This is a genomic window from Pseudoduganella dura (genome assembly GCF_009727155.1).
Classification (GTDB): Bacteria; Pseudomonadota; Gammaproteobacteria; order Burkholderiales; family Burkholderiaceae_D; genus Rugamonas; species Rugamonas dura.
In genome coordinates, this window is the sequence record NZ_WNWM01000002.1 from 1547403 (window position 1) to 1565274 (window position 17872).

At 68.3% G+C, this 17872-nt stretch carries 18 protein-coding genes; 8 read left to right on the plus strand and 10 right to left on the minus strand.

The genetic code is table 11. The features are described 5' to 3' along the window. Nucleotides 1-112: 112 nt before the first annotated feature. Nucleotides 113-2170, minus strand: coding sequence for a M13 family metallopeptidase (locus GJV26_RS06915; RefSeq protein ID WP_155708192.1), 2058 nt, complete (start codon nt 2168-2170; stop codon nt 113-115). 230 nt (nt 2171-2400) lie between these two features. Between GJV26_RS06915 and GJV26_RS06920 the strand changes: the two genes are divergently transcribed. Together GJV26_RS06920 and GJV26_RS06925 are read left to right on the plus strand one after the other, a co-directional pair. Then, a complete protein-coding gene (locus GJV26_RS06920) occupies nt 2401-3222 on the plus strand; it encodes an HDOD domain-containing protein (RefSeq protein ID WP_155708194.1) in 822 nt (273 codons plus the stop codon). 137 nt (nt 3223-3359) lie between these two features. Further along, a complete protein-coding gene (locus GJV26_RS06925; protein WP_155708195.1) occupies nt 3360-3626 on the plus strand; it encodes a flagellar protein FliT in 267 nt (88 codons plus the stop codon). A 96-nt stretch (nt 3627-3722) separates the two neighbouring features. Here GJV26_RS06925 and GJV26_RS06930 read toward each other — a convergent pair whose 3' ends face one another. After that, nucleotides 3723-5477 carry a type IV pilus assembly protein FimV gene (locus tag GJV26_RS06930; protein WP_155708196.1) on the minus strand — a complete coding sequence of 585 codons (1755 nt, stop codon included), beginning with the start codon at nt 5475-5477 and terminating at the stop codon, nt 3723-3725. A 132-nt stretch (nt 5478-5609) separates the two neighbouring features. On the opposite strand from GJV26_RS06930, the gene fumC reads away from it, so the two are divergent. The 3 genes from fumC to GJV26_RS06945 all read left to right on the plus strand — a co-directional run bounded on the left by fumC (nt 5610) and on the right by GJV26_RS06945 (nt 7844). Further along, nucleotides 5610-7007 (plus strand): class II fumarate hydratase, encoded by a 1398-nt coding sequence (gene fumC / locus GJV26_RS06935; RefSeq protein WP_155708197.1) that lies wholly within the window; start codon nt 5610-5612, stop codon nt 7005-7007. 159 nt (nt 7008-7166) lie between these two features. Next, entirely contained in the window at nt 7167-7403 is a 237-nt protein-coding gene (locus GJV26_RS06940) for an RNA-binding S4 domain-containing protein (protein ID WP_155708198.1), read from the plus strand. Nucleotides 7404-7586: 183 nt separating this feature from the next. Next, nucleotides 7587-7844: a DUF883 family protein gene (locus GJV26_RS06945; protein WP_229427968.1), complete on the plus strand. Its 258-nt coding sequence runs from the start codon at nt 7587-7589 to the stop codon at nt 7842-7844. Nucleotides 7845-8000: 156 nt separating this feature from the next. Here GJV26_RS06945 and bufB read toward each other — a convergent pair whose 3' ends face one another. The 8 genes from bufB to GJV26_RS06985 form a co-directional block, all read right to left on the minus strand. Continuing rightward, complete coding sequence (bufB, locus tag GJV26_RS06950) at nt 8001-9668, minus strand: MNIO family bufferin maturase (protein ID WP_155708199.1); 1668 nt, start codon at nt 9666-9668, stop codon at nt 8001-8003. Between the two features lie 21 nt (nt 9669-9689). Next, complete coding sequence (locus tag GJV26_RS06955) at nt 9690-9950, minus strand: BufA1 family periplasmic bufferin-type metallophore (RefSeq protein ID WP_216643201.1); 261 nt, start codon at nt 9948-9950, stop codon at nt 9690-9692. Between the two features lie 227 nt (nt 9951-10177). Continuing rightward, on the minus strand, nt 10178-10360 hold the full coding sequence (locus GJV26_RS06960) for a YjfB family protein (protein ID WP_308807620.1): 183 nt from the start codon (nt 10358-10360) through the stop codon (nt 10178-10180). A gap of 65 nt (nt 10361-10425) precedes the next feature. Next, on the minus strand, nt 10426-10971 hold the full coding sequence (gene mobB, locus GJV26_RS06965; protein WP_155708200.1) for a molybdopterin-guanine dinucleotide biosynthesis protein B: 546 nt from the start codon (nt 10969-10971) through the stop codon (nt 10426-10428). 131 nt (nt 10972-11102) lie between these two features. Continuing rightward, nucleotides 11103-11282, minus strand: coding sequence for a hypothetical protein (locus GJV26_RS06970; RefSeq protein WP_155708201.1), 180 nt, complete (start codon nt 11280-11282; stop codon nt 11103-11105). A 151-nt stretch (nt 11283-11433) separates the two neighbouring features. Next, nucleotides 11434-11715: a general secretion pathway protein GspB gene (locus tag GJV26_RS30665; RefSeq protein ID WP_371866447.1), complete on the minus strand. Its 282-nt coding sequence runs from the start codon at nt 11713-11715 to the stop codon at nt 11434-11436. A gap of 429 nt (nt 11716-12144) precedes the next feature. After that, nucleotides 12145-13758, minus strand: a complete 1614-nt coding sequence (locus GJV26_RS06980) for an ExeA family protein (RefSeq protein WP_155708202.1) — start codon at nt 13756-13758, stop codon at nt 12145-12147. 54 nt (nt 13759-13812) lie between these two features. Then, entirely contained in the window at nt 13813-14265 is a 453-nt protein-coding gene (locus tag GJV26_RS06985) for a hypothetical protein (RefSeq protein WP_155708203.1), read from the minus strand. A 457-nt stretch (nt 14266-14722) separates the two neighbouring features. On the opposite strand from GJV26_RS06985, the gene GJV26_RS06995 reads away from it, so the two are divergent. The 3 genes from GJV26_RS06995 to GJV26_RS07005 all read left to right on the plus strand — a co-directional run bounded on the left by GJV26_RS06995 (nt 14723) and on the right by GJV26_RS07005 (nt 17862). Continuing rightward, complete coding sequence (locus GJV26_RS06995; protein WP_155708205.1) at nt 14723-15106, plus strand: hypothetical protein; 384 nt, start codon at nt 14723-14725, stop codon at nt 15104-15106. A gap of 181 nt (nt 15107-15287) precedes the next feature. Next, nucleotides 15288-16622: a GIN domain-containing protein gene (locus GJV26_RS07000; RefSeq protein WP_155708206.1), complete on the plus strand. Its 1335-nt coding sequence runs from the start codon at nt 15288-15290 to the stop codon at nt 16620-16622. 271 nt (nt 16623-16893) lie between these two features. After that, nucleotides 16894-17862 (plus strand): glucosamine kinase nucleotide-binding domain-containing protein, encoded by a 969-nt coding sequence (locus GJV26_RS07005; protein ID WP_155708207.1) that lies wholly within the window; start codon nt 16894-16896, stop codon nt 17860-17862. Nucleotides 17863-17872 lie beyond the last annotated feature (10 nt).

Genomic DNA, 17872 nt, shown 5'->3' on the forward strand with positions numbered 1-17872 from the left:
ATACGATCCGCAAGCGCGATCATCCGTTCGTTCCCTAACATTGCAAAAACAATCAGCTACCGGCGGTCGGGGTTAAGGCCTGCTTAAGGGTCGCTCGAGGGCCGCGGCAGCTTTACCAGACCCGTACGCGCGCCTCCGGCGGCAGGTACAGCTTCTGGCCGGGCTGCACGTCGAACGCCTTGTACCAGTCGTCGATATTGCGCACGGTATAGGTGCGCCACTGGGCCGGCGCATGCTCGTCGGTAGTGACCTGGTTGCGCAGCGCGGCCTCGCGCGGCTTCGTGCGCCATGCCTGCGCGTAGCCCATGAAGAACTGCCGGTCCGTCTCGAGGCCGGCCTTGGCGCCCTGCGACGCATGGTAGGCATCCAGCGCGGCCGCCAGGCCGGCCAGGTCGGCCAGGTTCTCCGCCAGCGTGAGCTGGCCGTTCAGTTTCAGGTCCGGGAAAGCCTCGTAGGCCGAGTACTGCGCCACCAGCGACTGTGTGGCCTTGGCGAAGTGCTCGCTATCCGCTTTGGTCCACCAGTCGCGCAGGCGGCCCTTCGAATCGAATTCGGCGCCGATGTTGTCGAAACTGTGGCTGATCTCGTGGCCGATCACGGAGCCGATGGCGCCATAGTTCACCGCGTCGCTGCCGTTCGGATCGAAGAACGGCGGTTGCAGGATCGCGGCCGGGAAATTAAGCGCATTCTGCATCGGCATGTTGACGGCATTGACGAGCTGCGGCGGCATCGACCACTCCTTCGGATCGACCTTCGTGCCCAGCCTGGCCAGCTTGAGCCGGTAGCGGAACTGGTCGGCACGGTACGCATTGCCGAACGCATCGTCCGGCTTCACCTCCAGGCCATCGTAGGACGTCCATTTTTCCGGGTAACCCACGCCCACGTACAGCGCCTTCAGCTTGGCATGCGCTTCACGCTTGGTGGTCGGCGCCATCCAGTCGAGCCGGTCGATCCGCGCGTGGAAGGCGTCGACGATGTTGGTGACCATCTGCTCCACCTTGACTTTGGCTGCCGGCGGGAAATACTTATCGACATACATCTTGCCCACCGCTTCCGGCATCGCCTCGTTGAGCCACACCAGGCTGCGCTTCCAGCGCGCCGACAGTTCCGGCGTGCCGCTCAGCGTGCGGCCATAGAACTCGAAGCGCTGGTCCACGAACGCCTTCGGCAGCGTACCGCCATACTGGTTGACAGTGTGGAAGGCGAGCCAGTCCTTCCATGTCTGCACCGGCATCTCGGCCACGAGCGCGGCGGCGCCGATGATTGCGCGAGGATGATAGACGATGAATTTCTTTTGCTTGCCCAGGCCGGCGCTGGCGAAGAATGCCTTCCAGTCGAGGCCCGGGGCCCTGGCCGCGAACTCCCTGGCGTCCCATTGATTGTTCGCCTTTTGCATATCGGACGATTCTTCGCGCGCGCCATGCGCCTGCGCTAGCTTGCGTTCCAGCTCGAACACGCGGGCCGCCCGCTCTTCCGGCTCGGAAAACCCTGCCAGTTTCAGCATCGCGGCAATGTGCGCCTGGTAAGCCGTGCGCAGGCGGCTCATCCGCTCGTTTTCTTCCAGGTAGAACGCCCGGTCCGGCATGCCGAGGCCGCCCTGCAGCAGGTAGGGCACGTAATTGTCGGGGTCGGTAAAGCCTTGGGCGATCCACACGCCGAACAAGTTCTCGGTATTGAAATCGGTGGCGTTGAGCGGATCGACATCGGCGCGCAGGCTGGCGCCCAGCGCCCGCGTCAGGCCGGCCTTGTCGCGGATCGCCGCGATCTTGTCCAGCACCGGTTTCAGCGGCGCGGTCCCACGCGCCTCGATGCCGGCTTCATCCATGAGCGCGCTGTAGTAGGTGGCGACCCGTTTCGCATCGCTCGCCCCCGGCTGACGGCCGGCGGCCTCGATCAGCTGAAGGATGCGCTGGTTGGTTTCCTCGACCAGCGCATTGCCGGCGCCCCAGCTGCTGCGGTCGGCCGGGATCTCGGTGGCGGCCAGCCATTGGCCGTTGGCGAACGCATAGAAATCGTCGCCCGGCAGCACGGCGGCCGCCGCGGCTTGCTGCCGGTCCGGGGCCGCGGTGGGTTGCTGCGCATGGGCATTGGTAAACGCCAGCGCGGCGCACAGTGCCACGGCGAGGGTACTCGTCCGCGGCGGACGGCGCAGTACGCGGAATGCTTGCATAAAGTTCCTTATTATTGATGTGAATGAATTTCGTGGCGTGGTACGCCAGCCTGCACTGTAGCCCCTGGCGCGGCATCGCGGCGAGCGCCGTGCGACAGGCTGCACAAATCGTGGATAGGCTGCAGAGGTCTGGAATTTTGGCGCGCAGGATAGTGGCAGCCGGAATACCCTTCCCCGCGCCGGAAAATCCGCTATAGTTCACCTGGAGCAACAATTATGAGGAGAGCACGATGACACTGGAGGATTTGTTCGATCAGGCCACCGCGCTGCCGACAGCGCCGAAGGTCGTCCAGGAACTGGTCGCCAGCTTCGACAAGGCATCCGTATCCACCGAGGAAATCGCCAGGCTGGTGGCGCTCGACCCGGTGTTGAGCGCCAAGCTGCTGCGCCTGGCGAACTCGGCCTATTACAACCTGTCGCGCAGCATCGGTACTGTCGAGGATGCCGTGCTGATGCTGGGTTTCGTGGCCGTGCGCACGCTCGTCATCAGTTCCGGGCTCGTCAACGGCTTCAAGTCGGTGACCGGGCTCGACCTTGGGCACTTCTGGCGCTTCAGCATGCGCACCGCCGTGGCGGCGAAGTGGATCGCCAAAAAGACCCGCGACAACGGCGAACTGGCGTTCACGATCGGCATGATGCACGCCATCGGCCAGCTCGTGATCCATGCATCGATGCCGGCCAAGGCGGCCGCACTGGACGCGATCGCGGCACCGCTCGACGGGCGGCGCCTTGCCGTGGAACGGGAAGCCCTGGGCTTTACCTATGCCGCCGTGGGCGCCGAACTGGCACGGCGCTGGCAGTTCCCCGCCGTGTTCTCGGATGCCATCGCCGCCTTCCCGGCCCCCCTCGAGCGCGGCGCGGTGGACCGGCTGGCGGCGATCGTCCACCTGGCGGCCTGGCGCGCCCGGGCGATGGAGGAAGCGGACAGTGGGCAGCCCACCGGGGATTTCCCGCAGGACGTGGCCGATATGCTGGGGCTGGACGCCGACGTCATCGAGGAAATGCCGCCGCTGGACGAGCTGGCCGCGGGCCTGGACGAGATGATGAAATAGCAAGTTATTGTGCAGCCGGCCATGGCAAAATTTCTTTTCAAAATTTTTCAAAAAGGCCTAAAGTTTTTTCCGCGCCCGACGTAAATCATGACAAGCAGTACTCCGATCACGATTACGTTTTGAAAAGCGGGCATGCCATGACCTCGACCGAAGTCCTCTCGATGTACGAAAATATTGCCGGACTGACCAATAAAATGGTCGTGGCCGCGCAGGTCGGCGACTGGAACACGCTGGACCGCCTCGAGAACGGTTGCGCCGCGCAATCCGTGGCCACGCTGGGCGGCGTGCCGGCACTGGAAGGAAACGCCCGCCAGCGCAAGATCGACCTGCTGAAGCAGATCATGGCCAACGACCGCGCGATCCGCGACGTGACGGAACCGTGGATGGGCCGGCTCAACGGCTGACCCGCGGCGGCGCTCGGCAGGAGCAAGCCGCCGAATAGTTTCCTGGATTTGAAAAAAGCGCCCGCGGGCGCTTTTTTTATTGCCCTCGCCGCGACATCAGCCTTTCAGCGGCGCGGCCACCCCCGGGGCCGGCACCGGGCCGGCGGTGGGTTCGGTGCGCGCCGGCGCATCGTCGTCGTCGCGGCTCCAGCTTTGCCGCACGATCGGACTGCGCCGCATTTTTGCCTTGCGGATGAAGTGGACGATGACGCCGAAGATCGCCAGCAGCACGAGGCTGCCGGCGAACAGGAACGTGAGCAGCTTCGGGCGGGAGATCTTGATTTCCTTCTTCGGTTCCGGGGGTGGCGGTTCGGCCGCCTTTTTTTCCTCCGGCTTCGGTTTGGGTTCCTCGACGGTGGCCACCGCCGCGCTGGTGGTCGCGGCGCTGGCCGTTACCTGTTCGCCGCCGGGTTCCCCAGGTTGCGCAGCACCGGGTTTGACGGTTTCGTCCGCTGCCGCCGTGGCCTGGACCGCAGCGTGGGCAACGGCTGGCGCTGCCGGAGCCTGTGCCGGTCCGTCTGTCGCTGCTGCTGGTGCCGCCGCCATTGCCGCGGCACCAGGCTTGGCTGCCCCGGCCATCTGCGCCGGCGCGTTGGCCGGTGCGGCGGCCTTCGGTGCCCCGGGAGCCGCCGGCTCCGCCTTGCCCGCGGCGGGCATGGCCACGCGTGCCGCACCGGCCGTGTTCGATATCCCCAATTGCGCCTGCAGGGTCTTCAGCTTGCCTTCCAGCTCGGCCAGCTTGTTCAGCATCGCGGCATCGGCCTGGGCCGCGGCAGGTTGAACGGTAGCTGGTTGAACAGTGGCAGGTTGGCCCGCGGCCGGCCTGGCCGGCGAAACGGATGCCGGTGCCGCGGCGAGCTTTTCCTGCCCTGCTGCGCCCTTGCTCGCGCTGACTCCCGCTTCCACGCTGGCCCGCGTGGCGCGTGCCGCCTCGGCCAGGTCGGCCTTCGATGGCAGGATCGACCGCGCCGCGACCTTTTTCTCGCCTTGCGGTTCCGCTTCCTTTGCCTGCTCCGTTGCCGTTTCCTTCTCCGGTTCGTTCTTCGCCACGGCCGGCTTCGCGGGCTTCGCCCCACGCCTGAAATCGTCGGCGGAGGATGCGTGCTTCAGGGCCTCCTTGCGTACCTCCTGCCGGCCTGGCGTGGATGCATCCTTCTTTTCCTCGCGCAGCGCGACCTTGCCGCCGCGCGCACTGAAAGCCCGTTCGACGGCGTCGAGCATTTCCCTCTCGCCGCCGGTCGCTTCCTTGCCGGGCGACGCCAGCGCCACCAGGCCCGCGACCTTGTCGCTGCCGGCGCGATGCACAGCCGGCCTGCCGGCACGCCCGACGGTGGACGGGGCCGGCGCGGCCGCCGCCGGCGCATTGGCGGCCACGGCAGGCGCAGGCGCCGGAACGGCTGCAACAACAGGTGCAACGGCGGGCGCGGGCGACAGCCACAGCGTAACGCTCCGTACACGTTCCTTGCCGCCCGAGACCAGCTGGAAGTACAGGTGCAGCACCTCGGCCTGCACCGGCGCGCTCGTCGTCACGTGCAGCACACGGCGGCTGTCGCGCCGGACGATCGAGATCGCGGCCCCCGCCAGCGCCGGGTTCATCTTCACGCTGGCCCCCTGGAACACGTCCGGTCGTGCCAGGCGTACCTGCAGGTCCGCCATCTCCTGGGCGGTCAGGTCGGTCAGTTCGATATCGGCGGCCAGCGGCTGGCCGGCGAAAGAACGCACCGAGGCGTCGCCGAGTTCGGCGGCTTGGGTACCGCCGGCGGCGGCCAGCGCCAGCACGGCCAGGCGGGAAGAACGTAGCAGGAGCGACATGTTTGTTGGATTCAGAATCGAAAATTTCCGGAGCGTAAGTGTTTAACGGCGGAAATTCTCAATCTTTGAGCGCCCGAACCGAAATTCGTCCCTGGGTTACACTTATTGCAATCACATCCGACAGAGGAAGCCATGGACTACAGAACCGAGCGTGACAGTTTTGGACCGATCGACGTGCCGGCACAGCAACTGTGGGGCGCGCAAACGCAGCGTTCGCTGCATCACTTCCACATCTCCACCGAAAAGATGGCGCCCGAACTGGTCGCTGCGCTCGCCAACGTCAAGCGCGCGGCCGCCAGGGTCAACGTCGAGCTGGGCGTGCTCGATGCCGCGAAGGCCGATGCGATCGTGCGCGCCGCGGACGAAGTGCTGGAAGGCCGGCACGCGGGCGAGTTCCCGCTGTCGGTGTGGCAGACGGGTTCCGGCACCCAGTCGAACATGAACATGAACGAAGTGCTGGCCAACCGCGGCTCCGAGCTGCTGGGCGGCGTGCGCGGCGAGGAGCGGCGGCTGCACCCGAACGACGATGTCAACAAGGGCCAGTCCTCGAACGACATCTTCCCCACCGCGATGCACGTGGCGGCCGGCGTGGCGCTGGCCACCGACGTGCTGCCGGCACTGCGCCAGCTGCGTGCCACGCTGGCCGGCAAGTCGCAGGCGTTCGCCGATATCGTGAAGATCGGCCGCACGCACCTGCAGGATGCCACGCCGCTGACGCTGGGCCAGGAGTTCTCCGGCTACGTGGCCCAGCTCGACCTTGCGGAGCGCACCATCGAACACGCGCTGCCGGCGGTGCTGCAGCTGGCCGCCGGCGGCACCGCGGTCGGTACCGGATTGAACTCCCATCCGGAATACGCGCCGCGCATCGCCGCCGAGCTGGCCGCGCGGCTGCAGCTGCCGTTCAAGAGCGCGGACAACAAGTTCGCCGCGCTGGCCGGCCACGAGGCGCTGGTGGCCGCGCATGGCGCGCTGAAAACGCTGGCGGCGGGCCTGTTCAAGATCGCCAACGACGTGCGCTGGATGGCCTCCGGCCCCCGTTCGGGCCTGGGCGAGATCACGATCCCGGAAAACGAGCCGGGCAGCTCGATCATGCCGGGCAAGGTCAATCCCACGCAGTGCGAGGCGCTCACGATGCTGTGCGCGCAGGTGTTCGGCAACGACGTGGCGATCACCTTCGGCGGCGCTTCCGGCAATTTCGAGCTGAACGTGTACAAACCGCTGATCGCGCACAACTTCCTGCAGAGCGCGCGCCTGCTGGCGGACGGCATGCGCAGCTTCGACGAGCACTGCGCCCGAGGCATCGAACCGAACCGGGCCCGGATCGGCGAGCTGATGGAACGGTCGCTGATGCTGGTGACGGCGCTCGCCCCTCACATCGGGTATGATCGCGCCGCGCAAATCGCCAAGCACGCCCAGCACGAAGGCACCACGCTGAAGGAGGCGGCGCTGGCGCTGGGCTTCGTGACGGCCGAACAGTTCGACGAGTGGATCGTGCCGCTGGCGATGACGCAGCCGGGCGCCAGGGGCTGATCCCCTCGCCGTGGCCGGAACGCCGCGGCGTGCATGTCACGAAACAGGGTCTGGACCGGATGGGGAACCGGCGTGCCGGACCGGCATGCGACATGCACGCCGTGGCGTAAAGTGTACAATTAAACAATTAATTTCCGGCCGCCATCGGATGAGGTTAAAATGGAAAAAGTAGATTTTGAGTTAACGTCGGAATTCATCGAACTGAACCAGTTACTGAAGCTTGTCGGCCTGTGCGACAGCGGCGGTGCCGGCAAGCAGATCGTGGCCAGCGGCGAAGTACGGGTGGACGGCAAGCAGGAATTGCGCAAGACCGCCAAGATTCGCGCCGGCCAGAAGGTCTCCATCGGCGACGTGCGCATCGCCGTGCTGGGTCAGAAAGGTGCCGGCGGGGCTTAACCTGTCGCAATCCCTGTGCCACGGCGGCGGCTATAGTGGACAGGATCACCTATCCGGAGCGCGCGCATGGACCACCTCGACCCTTCCCGATATCCCGAACCTTCGCGGTCGGCATCGGAATCGCATTCCCAGCCACATTCACAGCCACAGTCGCAAGCCCACCTGCCCTCGCAGCCGCAGCCCGTGCAACAGCGCCTGATCGGCGATCTGCAGCAGGTAATCGACACCGCGGAAGACCTGCTCCACTGCACCGATGGCGCGCGCGATGGCGCCTATCGCGCTGCCCGTGAAAAGCTGGCCCACGCGCTGGCCGTGGCGAACGAGGAGCTGCAACGCTTCGAAGATACCCAGATCGAGCGCATGATCGCCGCCACGCACGAGGCCAGCCTTCGCCATAACGATTGCACCGGCGAAGCACGGCTGTTCCGCGCCTTCCATTGACCCGCATCGCCGGGTTCTGAGCGGACTGCCCGGCCCACAGCCGATCGGCCTGCCTGATCGAGCTGCCTGATCGAGTTGCCTGATCCGGCTAACCTGGGCGCGCCGCACAGGAGCTGCTTTCGCAAAGGCCCCCGGAGCTGCTCCGGCAGCCTGTTGCTACTGCTCCCCGTCATCCGCCATGCGCAGGGCCGCGAACGCGCCATGCGCCATCGACCGCTGCAGCCAGGCGGCGAAATCGAACCGCGCATCCGCCGCCAGCGCCGCATCGATCGCCGCGCCCACGGTCGCCCCCTCTTCCAGCGCGGACAGCGCGCGGTACCCGGCCGTATCCAGCGCCAGCACGTCCGGCTGCCATCCGGGCCGGTGCACCAGGCCATGGCTCGCTTGGGCAATGTCGTCCGGGAACGGCACGCCGCGGCCAGGCTGGTGGGCCTGCCACAGCGGCACCACGGCCCAGCGCGACGAAAACACGGTCGCGGCCGGATGCGGCACCAGCCGGCACCCCTCGAACGCCGCCGGCGCAAGCCCGGCCAGCGCCGCCGGTGCCAGCGGTTCCGCGTCGGCGGCATGGGAGGCGCGGTGCAGCAGCCATTCCAGCCTGGCCATGTCCGGCAGGTATGGCAGCCCGGCCACGTGCGGAAAGTCGTCGAGGAAGGAGGCAAAGCCGGTGCCGAAGGTGTTCAGGTCGGCGTCCGCGGCCGGGTGGCGCATGCCGTATTCGCGGGCCAGCGCGGCGAAGAAATCGTCGCCGACCAGCTGTGCGACGACGGGACAGGCCGCGGCCAGCACCCGGGTCCAGGTCCCGGCCAGGTTACGCCGGTAGACCGCCAGCCGCGATGCCGGCGGCGCCGGCTGCAAGGCAGCCGCGAACGCGCCTTCCCGGTCCGGCGACAGCAGCGCCCCGGCAAAGTCGTACTGCATCGCGGCCAGGTCGGCCAGCCCGCCCGGATCAGGTTCGCGCGCGGGTACCCGTGCCGGCAGCGGCCGTGCCGCCTGCGCCGGCACCATGGGCGCCAGCGCCAGCCGCGCGGCGGCCTGGTCCGCCTCGGCCAGCAGCACCTCCAGCGGCGGCACGCCGGCATCCCATTCGATCAGCGTGGGAATGGCGCCGAAGCGCTCCAGCGCCGCCTCGTACAGGCGCCATACCGGCGCGGCGATCGCGGCACCGTGGTGGTCGATGACGGCGTCCGGTGTCACGAGGTGGCCGCCGAGATGGAATTCGCCGACCTGCCCCGGTTCGATGGCCGCCAGCGCGGCCAGCGCATCTTCGCCGTGGTTGCACTGGTTGACATACAGGTTGTTGATGTCGAGCAGCAGTCCGCAACCGGTGCGGCGTGCCAGCGCCGCCATGAACTCCGCCTCGCTCATCGCATCGGCCGCGAAGCGCACATAGGCCGACACGTTCTCGACCAGGAGCTGCCGTTTCAGCACATCCTGCACGCGCGCCACGCGTCCTGCCACGAGATCGAGCGTGGCGTCGTCCAGCGTCAGCGGCAGCAGGTCGTGCAGGTGCCGGCCGGGCACGGCGCCCCAGCTCAGGTGTTCGGAGACGAGAAACGGCTCGATGCGTTCGGCCAGCGCGCGGATGCGCTCCAGGTGGTCCGGCGCGATGCCGTGCGCGGAGCCCAGCCCGAGGCCGACGCCATGCAGGCTGACGGGATAGTCGCGCCGCAGCCGGTGCAGCACGTGCACGTCGCGGCCGCCTTCGGCCAGGTAATTCTCGGTGTGCACCTCGAGCCAGCCGGCGCGCGGCCGGCCCGCGAGGAAATCGCGGTAGTGCGGCGCCCGCAGGCCGACGCCGGCGAGAACTGCCTGAGCGGCCATCGGGTTCAACCGGCCGGCCGCTTATTTGGCCGGCGGCGTGGGCTTGCCGCCCAGCTTTTCGCAGGAGCCCTTCGGTACCCACTTCCACTCGGTCGGCGCGTTGTCGGTGGCGGCCATCGACGCGCAGCCGTGCTTGCCGTCCGACGACGCGCAGTCGTTCTGGCCGGCTTTCGCCACGCCATAGCACTTTTCCTTGTCGGCGCCGCCGCCCATCTGTGCGTTCGCGGAACCCGCGGCGCAGGTCGCCGCCAGCGCCGCGGCAATCATTGCTGCCTTGTTCATCATTGCATTCCTGTTCGAGTACGTGACGGGCATCGGCACGGGCAGCAGCATGCGGAGAAACGCAAGCATGCCGCCCGGCGCGCCAAACCCGTCGATTCTAGCGAAAAGTTTCCTGGAAATGGGGTCCTACCCCGTATTTCGGCAACAAAAAAACCCGCGGTCCACGAGGGACAGCGGGTCAGCGCGCTCGGGGGCACGCTCAAGCCGGGTTGTTCAAGCTGCGCATCTCAAGCCGTAGTATTGACGCGATTACCCAGGTGCGAAGGCAGGTTCGGGGTGGCCGGCAACGCTTCCAGCAGCGCCGCCGCGGACGACGCCTGTACATCCATCGCCTTCTTCAGCACGGCCATGCTGACGTCTTGCCTGGTATTGGTCTCGGCTATCGTCGTCGACAGGCGTGCAATGCTCATTGCGTCCATCATTCCTCCACTTTGCTGCGCCTCGCCACGAGGCCTGTCATACCTTTACGGAAGAGTCACGTCGAACTTGATGCCGGCGGCGGCATTTTTTTCAGCAGCCAAGCCAGCACGGCCTCGCGGTCGTCGAGGTCGAGCCATTCGACGTGCCGCGCCAGGCCGGCCGGGCGCGGCAGCGTCGAGGCGACGGCCACGATGTGCGGATCGTCCGGATACAGCGGCCCCTTGTCGCCCACGTCGCGGTGGATTTCCAGCTTGTCGATCGGCCAGGCCTTGAAGCCTTCCACCAGCGTCAGGTCGGCGGGCGCCAGCCGGGCGACCTGCTCGTCGAGCCCCGGTTCCGCGGCGCCGCGCAGTTCGCGCATGATCGCGAACCGGTACGGCGACGCCACCATCACCTCGGCGGCACCGGCGCGGCGCAGGCGCGCACTGTCCTTGCCGGGCGGTTCCAGTTCGAGATCGTGATGACTGTGCTTGATGACGTTGACCTTGCGGCCCTGCGCCGCCAGCCGGCCGATGAGATATTCCAGCAACGTCGTCTTGCCGCTGCCCGAACGGCCGACGATGCCGATGACCGGCCCAGCGCCCGCAGGTGTTTGCTCCATTGTTGCTCCTGTACGAATGGGGCAATTATACGAGCAAGGAAGCGGGAAGCACCGCGCGTCGGGCGCGGTGGGGCGACACACGAAACCGGGGGCCGGCGCGGTGGGCGGCCGGCTCCGCGCGGCTGAACGGTTTACGGCTCGGGGCGGAACGGGCCGTCGCGGCGCCCCTTGCCCATCAGGCACAGCAGGACCACGCAGGCCAATACGACAACGAGCGCGCCCGGCTCGGCCGCGGCACCGTCGGGCAGGGCGGCACGTACCGGCGCGGCGGCGGCCAGCAGGGGCAACGCATGCAGGAAGGAAGGCTTCATGAGGTCATTCCGAGAAGTTATCGAGATGCCAAGCATGACAATCCTGTATGACGGCACGATGACGTTGCCAATCGTGCGCCACGGTTCGGCCGGCCGGCACCGCCGCCCGCCTTCCTTCCCGCGCCGGTGATCGCCTCGCCGTTCCGTTCGCTCAGTACGGCATCCTGTAGCGGTAGCCCCGGAATGCGAACACGGCGCCTTTCGGCTCCAGCCGCTCCAGCACCAGGCCCGGCGCCACTTCGTCGCCTTCGCGCCGCAGCACCTTGTCGATCAGGATCAGCCGGTCGGCCGGGTTGGGCGAATACATGTAGCCGCTCATCGCCACCGGCGGTATGGCGCGCCGGATCGGCTCCGGCAGGTCGCGCAGCGCCTGCACCGGCTCTTCGCGCGCCGGCTCGTCCGCCTTGGCCACGGCAGCCGGGGCGGCAGCCACGGGTGGTTCGGCGCGTCGCGCCGGTTCCGGCGGCCTGGCGGCAACCGCGGGCGGCTGCTCCCTGGGCGCGGGGGCGGAGATTGCCGGTACAGGCGCCGCCGGCACTGGCGCGGCTGCGGCCGGGGGCGGGCAGCCGACGCGGGAGCGGCGGCCGGCGCCGCGGATAATGGCGCCGTCATAACAGGCGCCGCGACAGCCGTTGGCGCTCGCGCACCTGGGTCCGGTTGCGCGGGCGCGGCAGCCTGCCGCCATACGACGGCCGCCAGGCCGGCGATGACGACACCCATCACCGCCATGACGGCCAGCAGCGGCTTGCGCGGCGTGGCGGGCGCGGCCGGGGCATCGGGCACCGGCGCGTGGATGGTCGGCGTTTCGCCCAGTTGCCGCTCGGCCTGCGCTTTTTTCAATGCTTCGAGAATATAGGACATGTCACTTCCCCCCGGCCGCCGGCGCCAGTCGCGGCTCCGGGTTGGGCATGCTGACGTCACCCAACAGGCTCAGCCGGATAAATGTTTTCGGCCCGGCCACGCCGTCGGCCTTCAGTTGCTGGGCAGCCTGGAACCGCCGCAGCCGGTCCAGCGTTTCGCCATCGAGCGGTGCGCCGTCGCGCGGCCGGGTGCCGCCGGCCCACTGGGCCAGCCGGCGCGCCAGCCAGTCGACTTCGGCGCCGCGGTCGCCGGGGGCCAGCTGCTCGCGCCAGCCGGGCGGCGCGCGCCAGAACGTGGTGAAGGTGCCGCCGTAACGGTTCTCCAGCGCCGTCCGGGTGACCGCCTGGCGCCGGCCGCCGATATCGAGCGTGCCTTCCCGTTCGCCCAGCGCCAGCAGCAGCGCATGGGTCGGCGTTGCGGGATCGTCGTTCAGCGTCACCATCGCCGGCCGGTCCAGCAGACGCAGCTCGTCCAGCGTGCCGCGCGTGGACAGGCAGCGCAGGTTGTGCCGCGGCGCCCCGGCGCAGACATCGCCCTGCCCCGCCGTCACGCCCCACAGCGCGGCGAGGCGGCGCAGCGTGCTTTCGCTGCCGCTGCCCTGCAGCCGGGTGGGTACGGCCACCGCTGGCACGGTAGCCGATGCGGGGGCGGATGCAGCCGCCGCTGACGCGGCGCCCATGGCCGCCCGTGGTGCCGGCTGGCGCGGCGCCAGCTGCCATGCGGCGGCGGTCAGCACGGCGCCGGCCAGCACGCCGCCGGCGACCAGTGGCCAGCGCGGGCGTTCGCGCGGGGCATCGTGCGCGCCGAATACTTCCTGCGCGGCGCGGCGCACGATCCTGCGCGTCACCTGCGCCCTGTTTTCCACGTAGGCGCCGAGCAGCGCGCGGTCGCACAGCAGGTTGATGCGGCGCGGCACGCCTTTCGTCAGCGCGTGGACCCGCGCCGTCACGTCGGCCGGGAACGGCGGCGGCCCCGCCAGCCCGGCCACCGCCAGCCGGTGCGCGATGTATTGCGCCGTCTCCGCGGCCGTCAGCGAACCGAGGTGGTAGCGCGCGATCACGCGCTGTGCCAGCTGTTCCAGTTCGGGCCGTGCCAGCATCGTGCGCAGCTCGGGCTGGCCGATCAGGATGATCTGCAGCAGCTTGCGTTCGCTCGTTTCCAGGTTGGTCAGCAGCCGCAACTGCTCGAGCACGGCGGCGGACAGGTTCTGCGCCTCGTCGATCACGAGCACGTTGTTCTCGCCGCGCGCATGGCTCTCCAGCAGGTGCCGGTTGATCGCATCGACGTAGTGCTTCACGGTGGCCGCGCCTTCTCCCTCGGGCAGGGCGATGCGGAACTCGTCGCACACCGACTGCAGCAGTTCCTCCACCGACAGCTTCGGATTGAAGATATAGGCCAGCCGGCAACCGGCCGGAACCTGTTCGATGAAGCAGCGGCACACGGTGGTCTTGCCGGCGCCGATCTCGCCCGTCAGCAGCACGAAGCCGCCGCCGCCTCCCACGCCGTACAGCAGGTGCGCGAGCGCTTCGCGATGGCGTTCGCTCATGAACAGGTAGCGCGGATCGGGCGCGATGGAAAACGGGCTGCGGGTGAGGTTGAAGAATCGGTTGTACATGAAAATTCCGGGGCCGTTCTGGTGGCAACTTGGCGTAACTTGGCTCAGCGCTTCCTAGCGCAGCGCGGGCGGCAGCGGCTTGAACTTGGCGCAGTAGATCTTGGCACGGCGGTCCGCGTAGGCGATGCGCCCGCCGGTGGACGTCTCGCGCACCGGCGTGGCGGAACCGGCGACCGCCGCATAGCGCAGGCCGTCGCGCTGCGTGATCGCCGCCGCCAGCTTCTCGGGCGTGGTGTCGGCGACCGCGCCGATGAAGCGATAGGGAAACGTTTCATCGCTGACGATCACTTCCCGCACGGGAAAGCCCCACAGCTTCGCTTCGGGCGTGCGAAACCACCACGCGCCGCCCTCGCGCTTGTAGGGCTGGCCGAACCAGCGCACCATGTAGTCGAAATAATACCGGTTCGATGTCTGGTCGCGGCACAGCAGGCCATTGCCCAGCACGACACCGAAATGCGTGGGTACCTTCGCATGCGAAGGCATGCCGGCCACGCCCAGCGCCACCATGCAAGCCACCCTGGCGACGGCGGCCAGGTACCTGGCCAGCCCTGTAGCCGCGGCTGCCGCAGTTGCCGCAGTTGCCGCAGTTGCCGCAGTTGCCGCAGTTGCCGCAGTTGCTTCCAATGCCGCTACAGCTTCTGCAGCCATTTGCGGTTGGCGGCGATCCTGGCCCTGGCCGATTCCGGCAGTGCTTCGTAGCAGCCCGGATACTGCTTCAACGCGCTTTCGCTCACCTGCTTTTCCTGCCCGTTGATGAGGAAAACATAAAGCGTTCCGCCCTGATCGGTTTTTCTGGTCCCTATGTACTTGATCATTTACGACATTCCTCCGGAGTGCATTATGACACCTTCGTGCAACGCCCGGCATTCCGGCCAGCCGATTTCCGCCGATCGTTATCAATTCGCTACGACCCATGCGCCAGACTGTGCTCTAATAAGAAGGCTCAAGTCGGGACGGGATCGTGATGAAAATTCTTCGTGCAGTTGCACTATCGCTTGCCGCCGCCACCGTCCACGCGGCTCCTGCATCCGTCCGCCATCCTGTCCGCAATGCCGCCCCGTTCGTCACCTGGCACATGGCCGACCTGCAGGATGTAACCCAGGCGTGGTACTTCACCGGCGAAGCGCTGGCCAGCCACGCTCGCGACGGCGCGCCGTGGGCCGGCGACCGCCCCCTCCTCCGGCACGCCGATGCCGACCTGGCATCGCCGCCGCCCGCCGTGCCGGCAGTGCCGCCCCAGGTCGTGGTTCCACCCACCATCCCCGAACCGCGCATGGCATCGATGCTGCTGGTCGGGCTGGTACTGATCCTGCTGCGCGTGAACCGCAAGGAAGAACGGTTCGGCTGAGCGGTATCCGTGCCCGGAATCGGCATCGCGGCACGCTACGCCCTCCATTTTTCTGTGCTATTTGCGCCATCCATCGCGCGATAACGCGGCCGGCACCGCGTTTTCTCCACTTTGTCCCGCCACCCTCGCGCCGGGCCTGCCGTTGGCTTATCGTCATGCTTCCACCAACGAGGCCATCACCATGAACCGACTCCTGCCCGCGCTTGCCCTGCTGACCCTGACCGCCGTCCCGCATGCCATCCTTGCCGCTCCCGCGCAGGAGCGCGCCACCGAGACGCGCAACATCGGCGCCTTCAGCGCGATCGACATCGCCGGGCCGTTCGATGTGCACGTGGATGCCGAGGCGCCGCGCGCGTTGCGGCTGAGCGGCACGGCGAAAGACCTGGCCGACATCGAGACCTTCGTCGAGCGCGACACGCTGGTGGTGCGCCGCAAGGCCCGCAACGGCTGGCACTTCAGCTTCGGCAAGCACACCGAGCCGGTGATCGTGACGATCGGCGCGCCGCTGCTGAAAAGCCTGAAGAACGGCGGCAGCGGCGACGTGCGGCTGGACCGCGCGCGCGGCGAAACGCTGCAGCTGACGGTAACCGGCCCCGGCGACCTGGAGGCGAACGGCAATGTGCGCGAACTGGCCGTGCGCGGCAGCGGCAGCGGCGACATCGACCTGCGCGGCCTGCGCGCGGCCACGCTGCGGGTCAAGATGAGCGGCCCCGGCGACGTGGAAGCGGCCGGCGTCACGCAGGAACTGGCGGCCGACGTCACCGGCTCCGGCGACCTCGACGTAAGGGACGTGCAGGCGGACAGGGTGAGCACCACGCTCACCGGCCCCGGCTCGGTCGCACTGCACGGGCGCAGCCGCGCGATCCACGCCACGCTGGCCGGGTCCGGCGACCTCGATGCCTGCGGCCTGGCGGTGGAAAGCGCCAGCACCAGCCTCTCCGGCCCCGGCAGCGCCTGTGTGGCCGGCACCATCCGCAAGTTCGATGCCCAGGTACGCGGTTCCGGCGACCTGGAGGCGCGCGGCCTGCAGACGCAAAGCGTGCGCGTGGCGCTGGACGGGCCCGGCGCCATGAAGCTGGGCGGCACGACCGGCCTGCTGGAAGTTTCCGTCAGCGGTTCGGGCGATTTCGACGGCCAGGAACTCACCGCCGGCCGCGCCGTCGTCCGGGGCCACGGGCCGGGCAATATCGACCTGCAACGCGTGACGGACACGCTGGACGCCGAACTGCGCGGCTCCGGCGACCTGACCGCCGGGGTGGACGCGAAAAGCGTGCGCCTGACGCTGGCCGGCCCGGGCGGCGTGCACCTCGAAGGCCGCACCGCCCGCCTGACGGCCCAGCTGACCGGGTCGGGCAATGTCGACGGCAAAACGCTGCAGGCGGAGCAGGCCCAGGTGTCGGTGCGCGGTCCCGGCAACGCGGTCGTCAACGTGCGCGGCAAGGTCGAAACCTACCACCGGTCGGACGCGTCGCGCCTGGTCACGATCGACCGCGACGGCATGCGCGAAACGCACTGACGTTTCCCCGTCACCGCCCGGCACCGTGCCGGACCAGAACCCGGCCGCGCGCCGGGTTCTTGCATCTGGGGGCAGGCAAACCGGTACCATCGAATACCAAAGACCATACCATTTTAAGATTCATAATAGTCGTTTAAAAACAATAGGCTATGCTCAGTTTTTCGGTTTCGCGCAATACCGCCCCATACACATATACAATACCAGTTAAATACCTGTTGACAAGCCGGTTGCCCAACCCTATAGTCAGCACGACTCTTAACTGACCATACCCATGATCGAATACCTGATCGGCGTCGACGGCGGCGGCACGGGCACCCGCGTGCGACTTGCCCGTCCCGACGGCACCTTGCTGGCCGAGGGCGGCAGCGGCCCTTCCGCCCTGCTGCATGGCATTGCGAACGCCTGGAACGCCGTCGAGCAGGCGGTCGCGGCGGCATTCGCCGCGGCCGCGATCCCGATGCCCGGGCGCGCGGCCATCGCCATCGGGCTGGGCCTGGCGGGCGTGCACAACAAGGGGTGGGCGGCGGACTTCATCGGCGCCAATCCCGGCTACGCGGCGGTGGCGCTGGAAACCGATGCCTACACCACGGTGCTCGGCGCGCACGAAGGCCGGCCCGGCGCGATCATCGCGCTCGGCACCGGCAGCGTTGGCGAGGCGTTGCGCGAGGATGGCAGCCGGTGCGAAGTGGGCGGCTGGGGCTTCCCGGCCGGCGACGAGGCGGGCGGCGCGTGGATCGGCATGCGTGCCGTGAACCACGCGCAGCACGTGATCGACGGCCGCGCCGCCGGCAGTGCGTTCGCCGATGCCGTCATCGGGGAGTGCGGCGAGAATGGCGTCGATGCCGGGGCCGGCGAGAGGGGCGATCCGGGCATCGGCGAAGGCGCCGGCCGGCGCGATGCCGTCCAGCGCTGGCTCGCCGGCGCCACGCAGACCCGCTACGCGCAACTGGCGCGCATCGTGCTGGCGCATGCTGGCGGCGACGATACGGCGCGCGCGATCATGATCGAGGCGGGCCGCCAGGTGGGGCTGATCGCCGGCGCGCTGGACCTGGCCGGCAGGTTGCCGATCGCGCTGTGCGGCGGCCTGGCCGAACCGATGCGCGCTTTCCTGCCCGGCGACCTGCTGGCCCGCATCGTGCCGGCGAACGGCGATTCCGCCGCCGGCGCGCTGCGGCTGGTCCGGCGCAGCCTGGCCGAGGGCGAGCCCACCCGTCCGGCCCAACCTTCCCCCAAGGAGTAGACCGTGCCGG

What these genes read in the sequence shown, in the direction of transcription:
- GJV26_RS06915 (WP_155708192.1), bottom strand. Translation starts at nt 2,170, where the DNA reads ATGCAAGCATTCCGCGTACTGCGCCGTCCGCCGCGGACGAGTACCCTC.
- GJV26_RS06920 (WP_155708194.1), top strand. Translation starts at nt 2,401, where the DNA reads ATGACACTGGAGGATTTGTTCGATCAGGCCACCGCGCTGCCGACAGCG.
- GJV26_RS06925 (WP_155708195.1), top strand. Translation starts at nt 3,360, where the DNA reads ATGACCTCGACCGAAGTCCTCTCGATGTACGAAAATATTGCCGGACTG.
- GJV26_RS06930 (WP_155708196.1), bottom strand. Translation starts at nt 5,477, where the DNA reads ATGTCGCTCCTGCTACGTTCTTCCCGCCTGGCCGTGCTGGCGCTGGCC.
- fumC (WP_155708197.1), top strand. Translation starts at nt 5,610, where the DNA reads ATGGACTACAGAACCGAGCGTGACAGTTTTGGACCGATCGACGTGCCG.
- GJV26_RS06940 (WP_155708198.1), top strand. Translation starts at nt 7,167, where the DNA reads ATGGAAAAAGTAGATTTTGAGTTAACGTCGGAATTCATCGAACTGAAC.
- bufB (WP_155708199.1), bottom strand. Translation starts at nt 9,668, where the DNA reads ATGGCCGCTCAGGCAGTTCTCGCCGGCGTCGGCCTGCGGGCGCCGCAC.
- GJV26_RS06955 (WP_216643201.1), bottom strand. Translation starts at nt 9,950, where the DNA reads ATGAACAAGGCAGCAATGATTGCCGCGGCGCTGGCGGCGACCTGCGCC.
- GJV26_RS06960 (WP_308807620.1), bottom strand. Translation starts at nt 10,360, where the DNA reads ATGAGCATTGCACGCCTGTCGACGACGATAGCCGAGACCAATACCAGG.
- mobB (WP_155708200.1), bottom strand. Translation starts at nt 10,971, where the DNA reads ATGGAGCAAACACCTGCGGGCGCTGGGCCGGTCATCGGCATCGTCGGC.
- GJV26_RS06970 (WP_155708201.1), bottom strand. Translation starts at nt 11,282, where the DNA reads ATGAAGCCTTCCTTCCTGCATGCGTTGCCCCTGCTGGCCGCCGCCGCG.
- GJV26_RS06980 (WP_155708202.1), bottom strand. Translation starts at nt 13,758, where the DNA reads ATGTACAACCGATTCTTCAACCTCACCCGCAGCCCGTTTTCCATCGCG.
- GJV26_RS06985 (WP_155708203.1), bottom strand. Translation starts at nt 14,265, where the DNA reads ATGGTGGCGCTGGGCGTGGCCGGCATGCCTTCGCATGCGAAGGTACCC.
- GJV26_RS06995 (WP_155708205.1), top strand. Translation starts at nt 14,723, where the DNA reads ATGAAAATTCTTCGTGCAGTTGCACTATCGCTTGCCGCCGCCACCGTC.
- GJV26_RS07000 (WP_155708206.1), top strand. Translation starts at nt 15,288, where the DNA reads ATGAACCGACTCCTGCCCGCGCTTGCCCTGCTGACCCTGACCGCCGTC.
- GJV26_RS07005 (WP_155708207.1), top strand. Translation starts at nt 16,894, where the DNA reads ATGATCGAATACCTGATCGGCGTCGACGGCGGCGGCACGGGCACCCGC.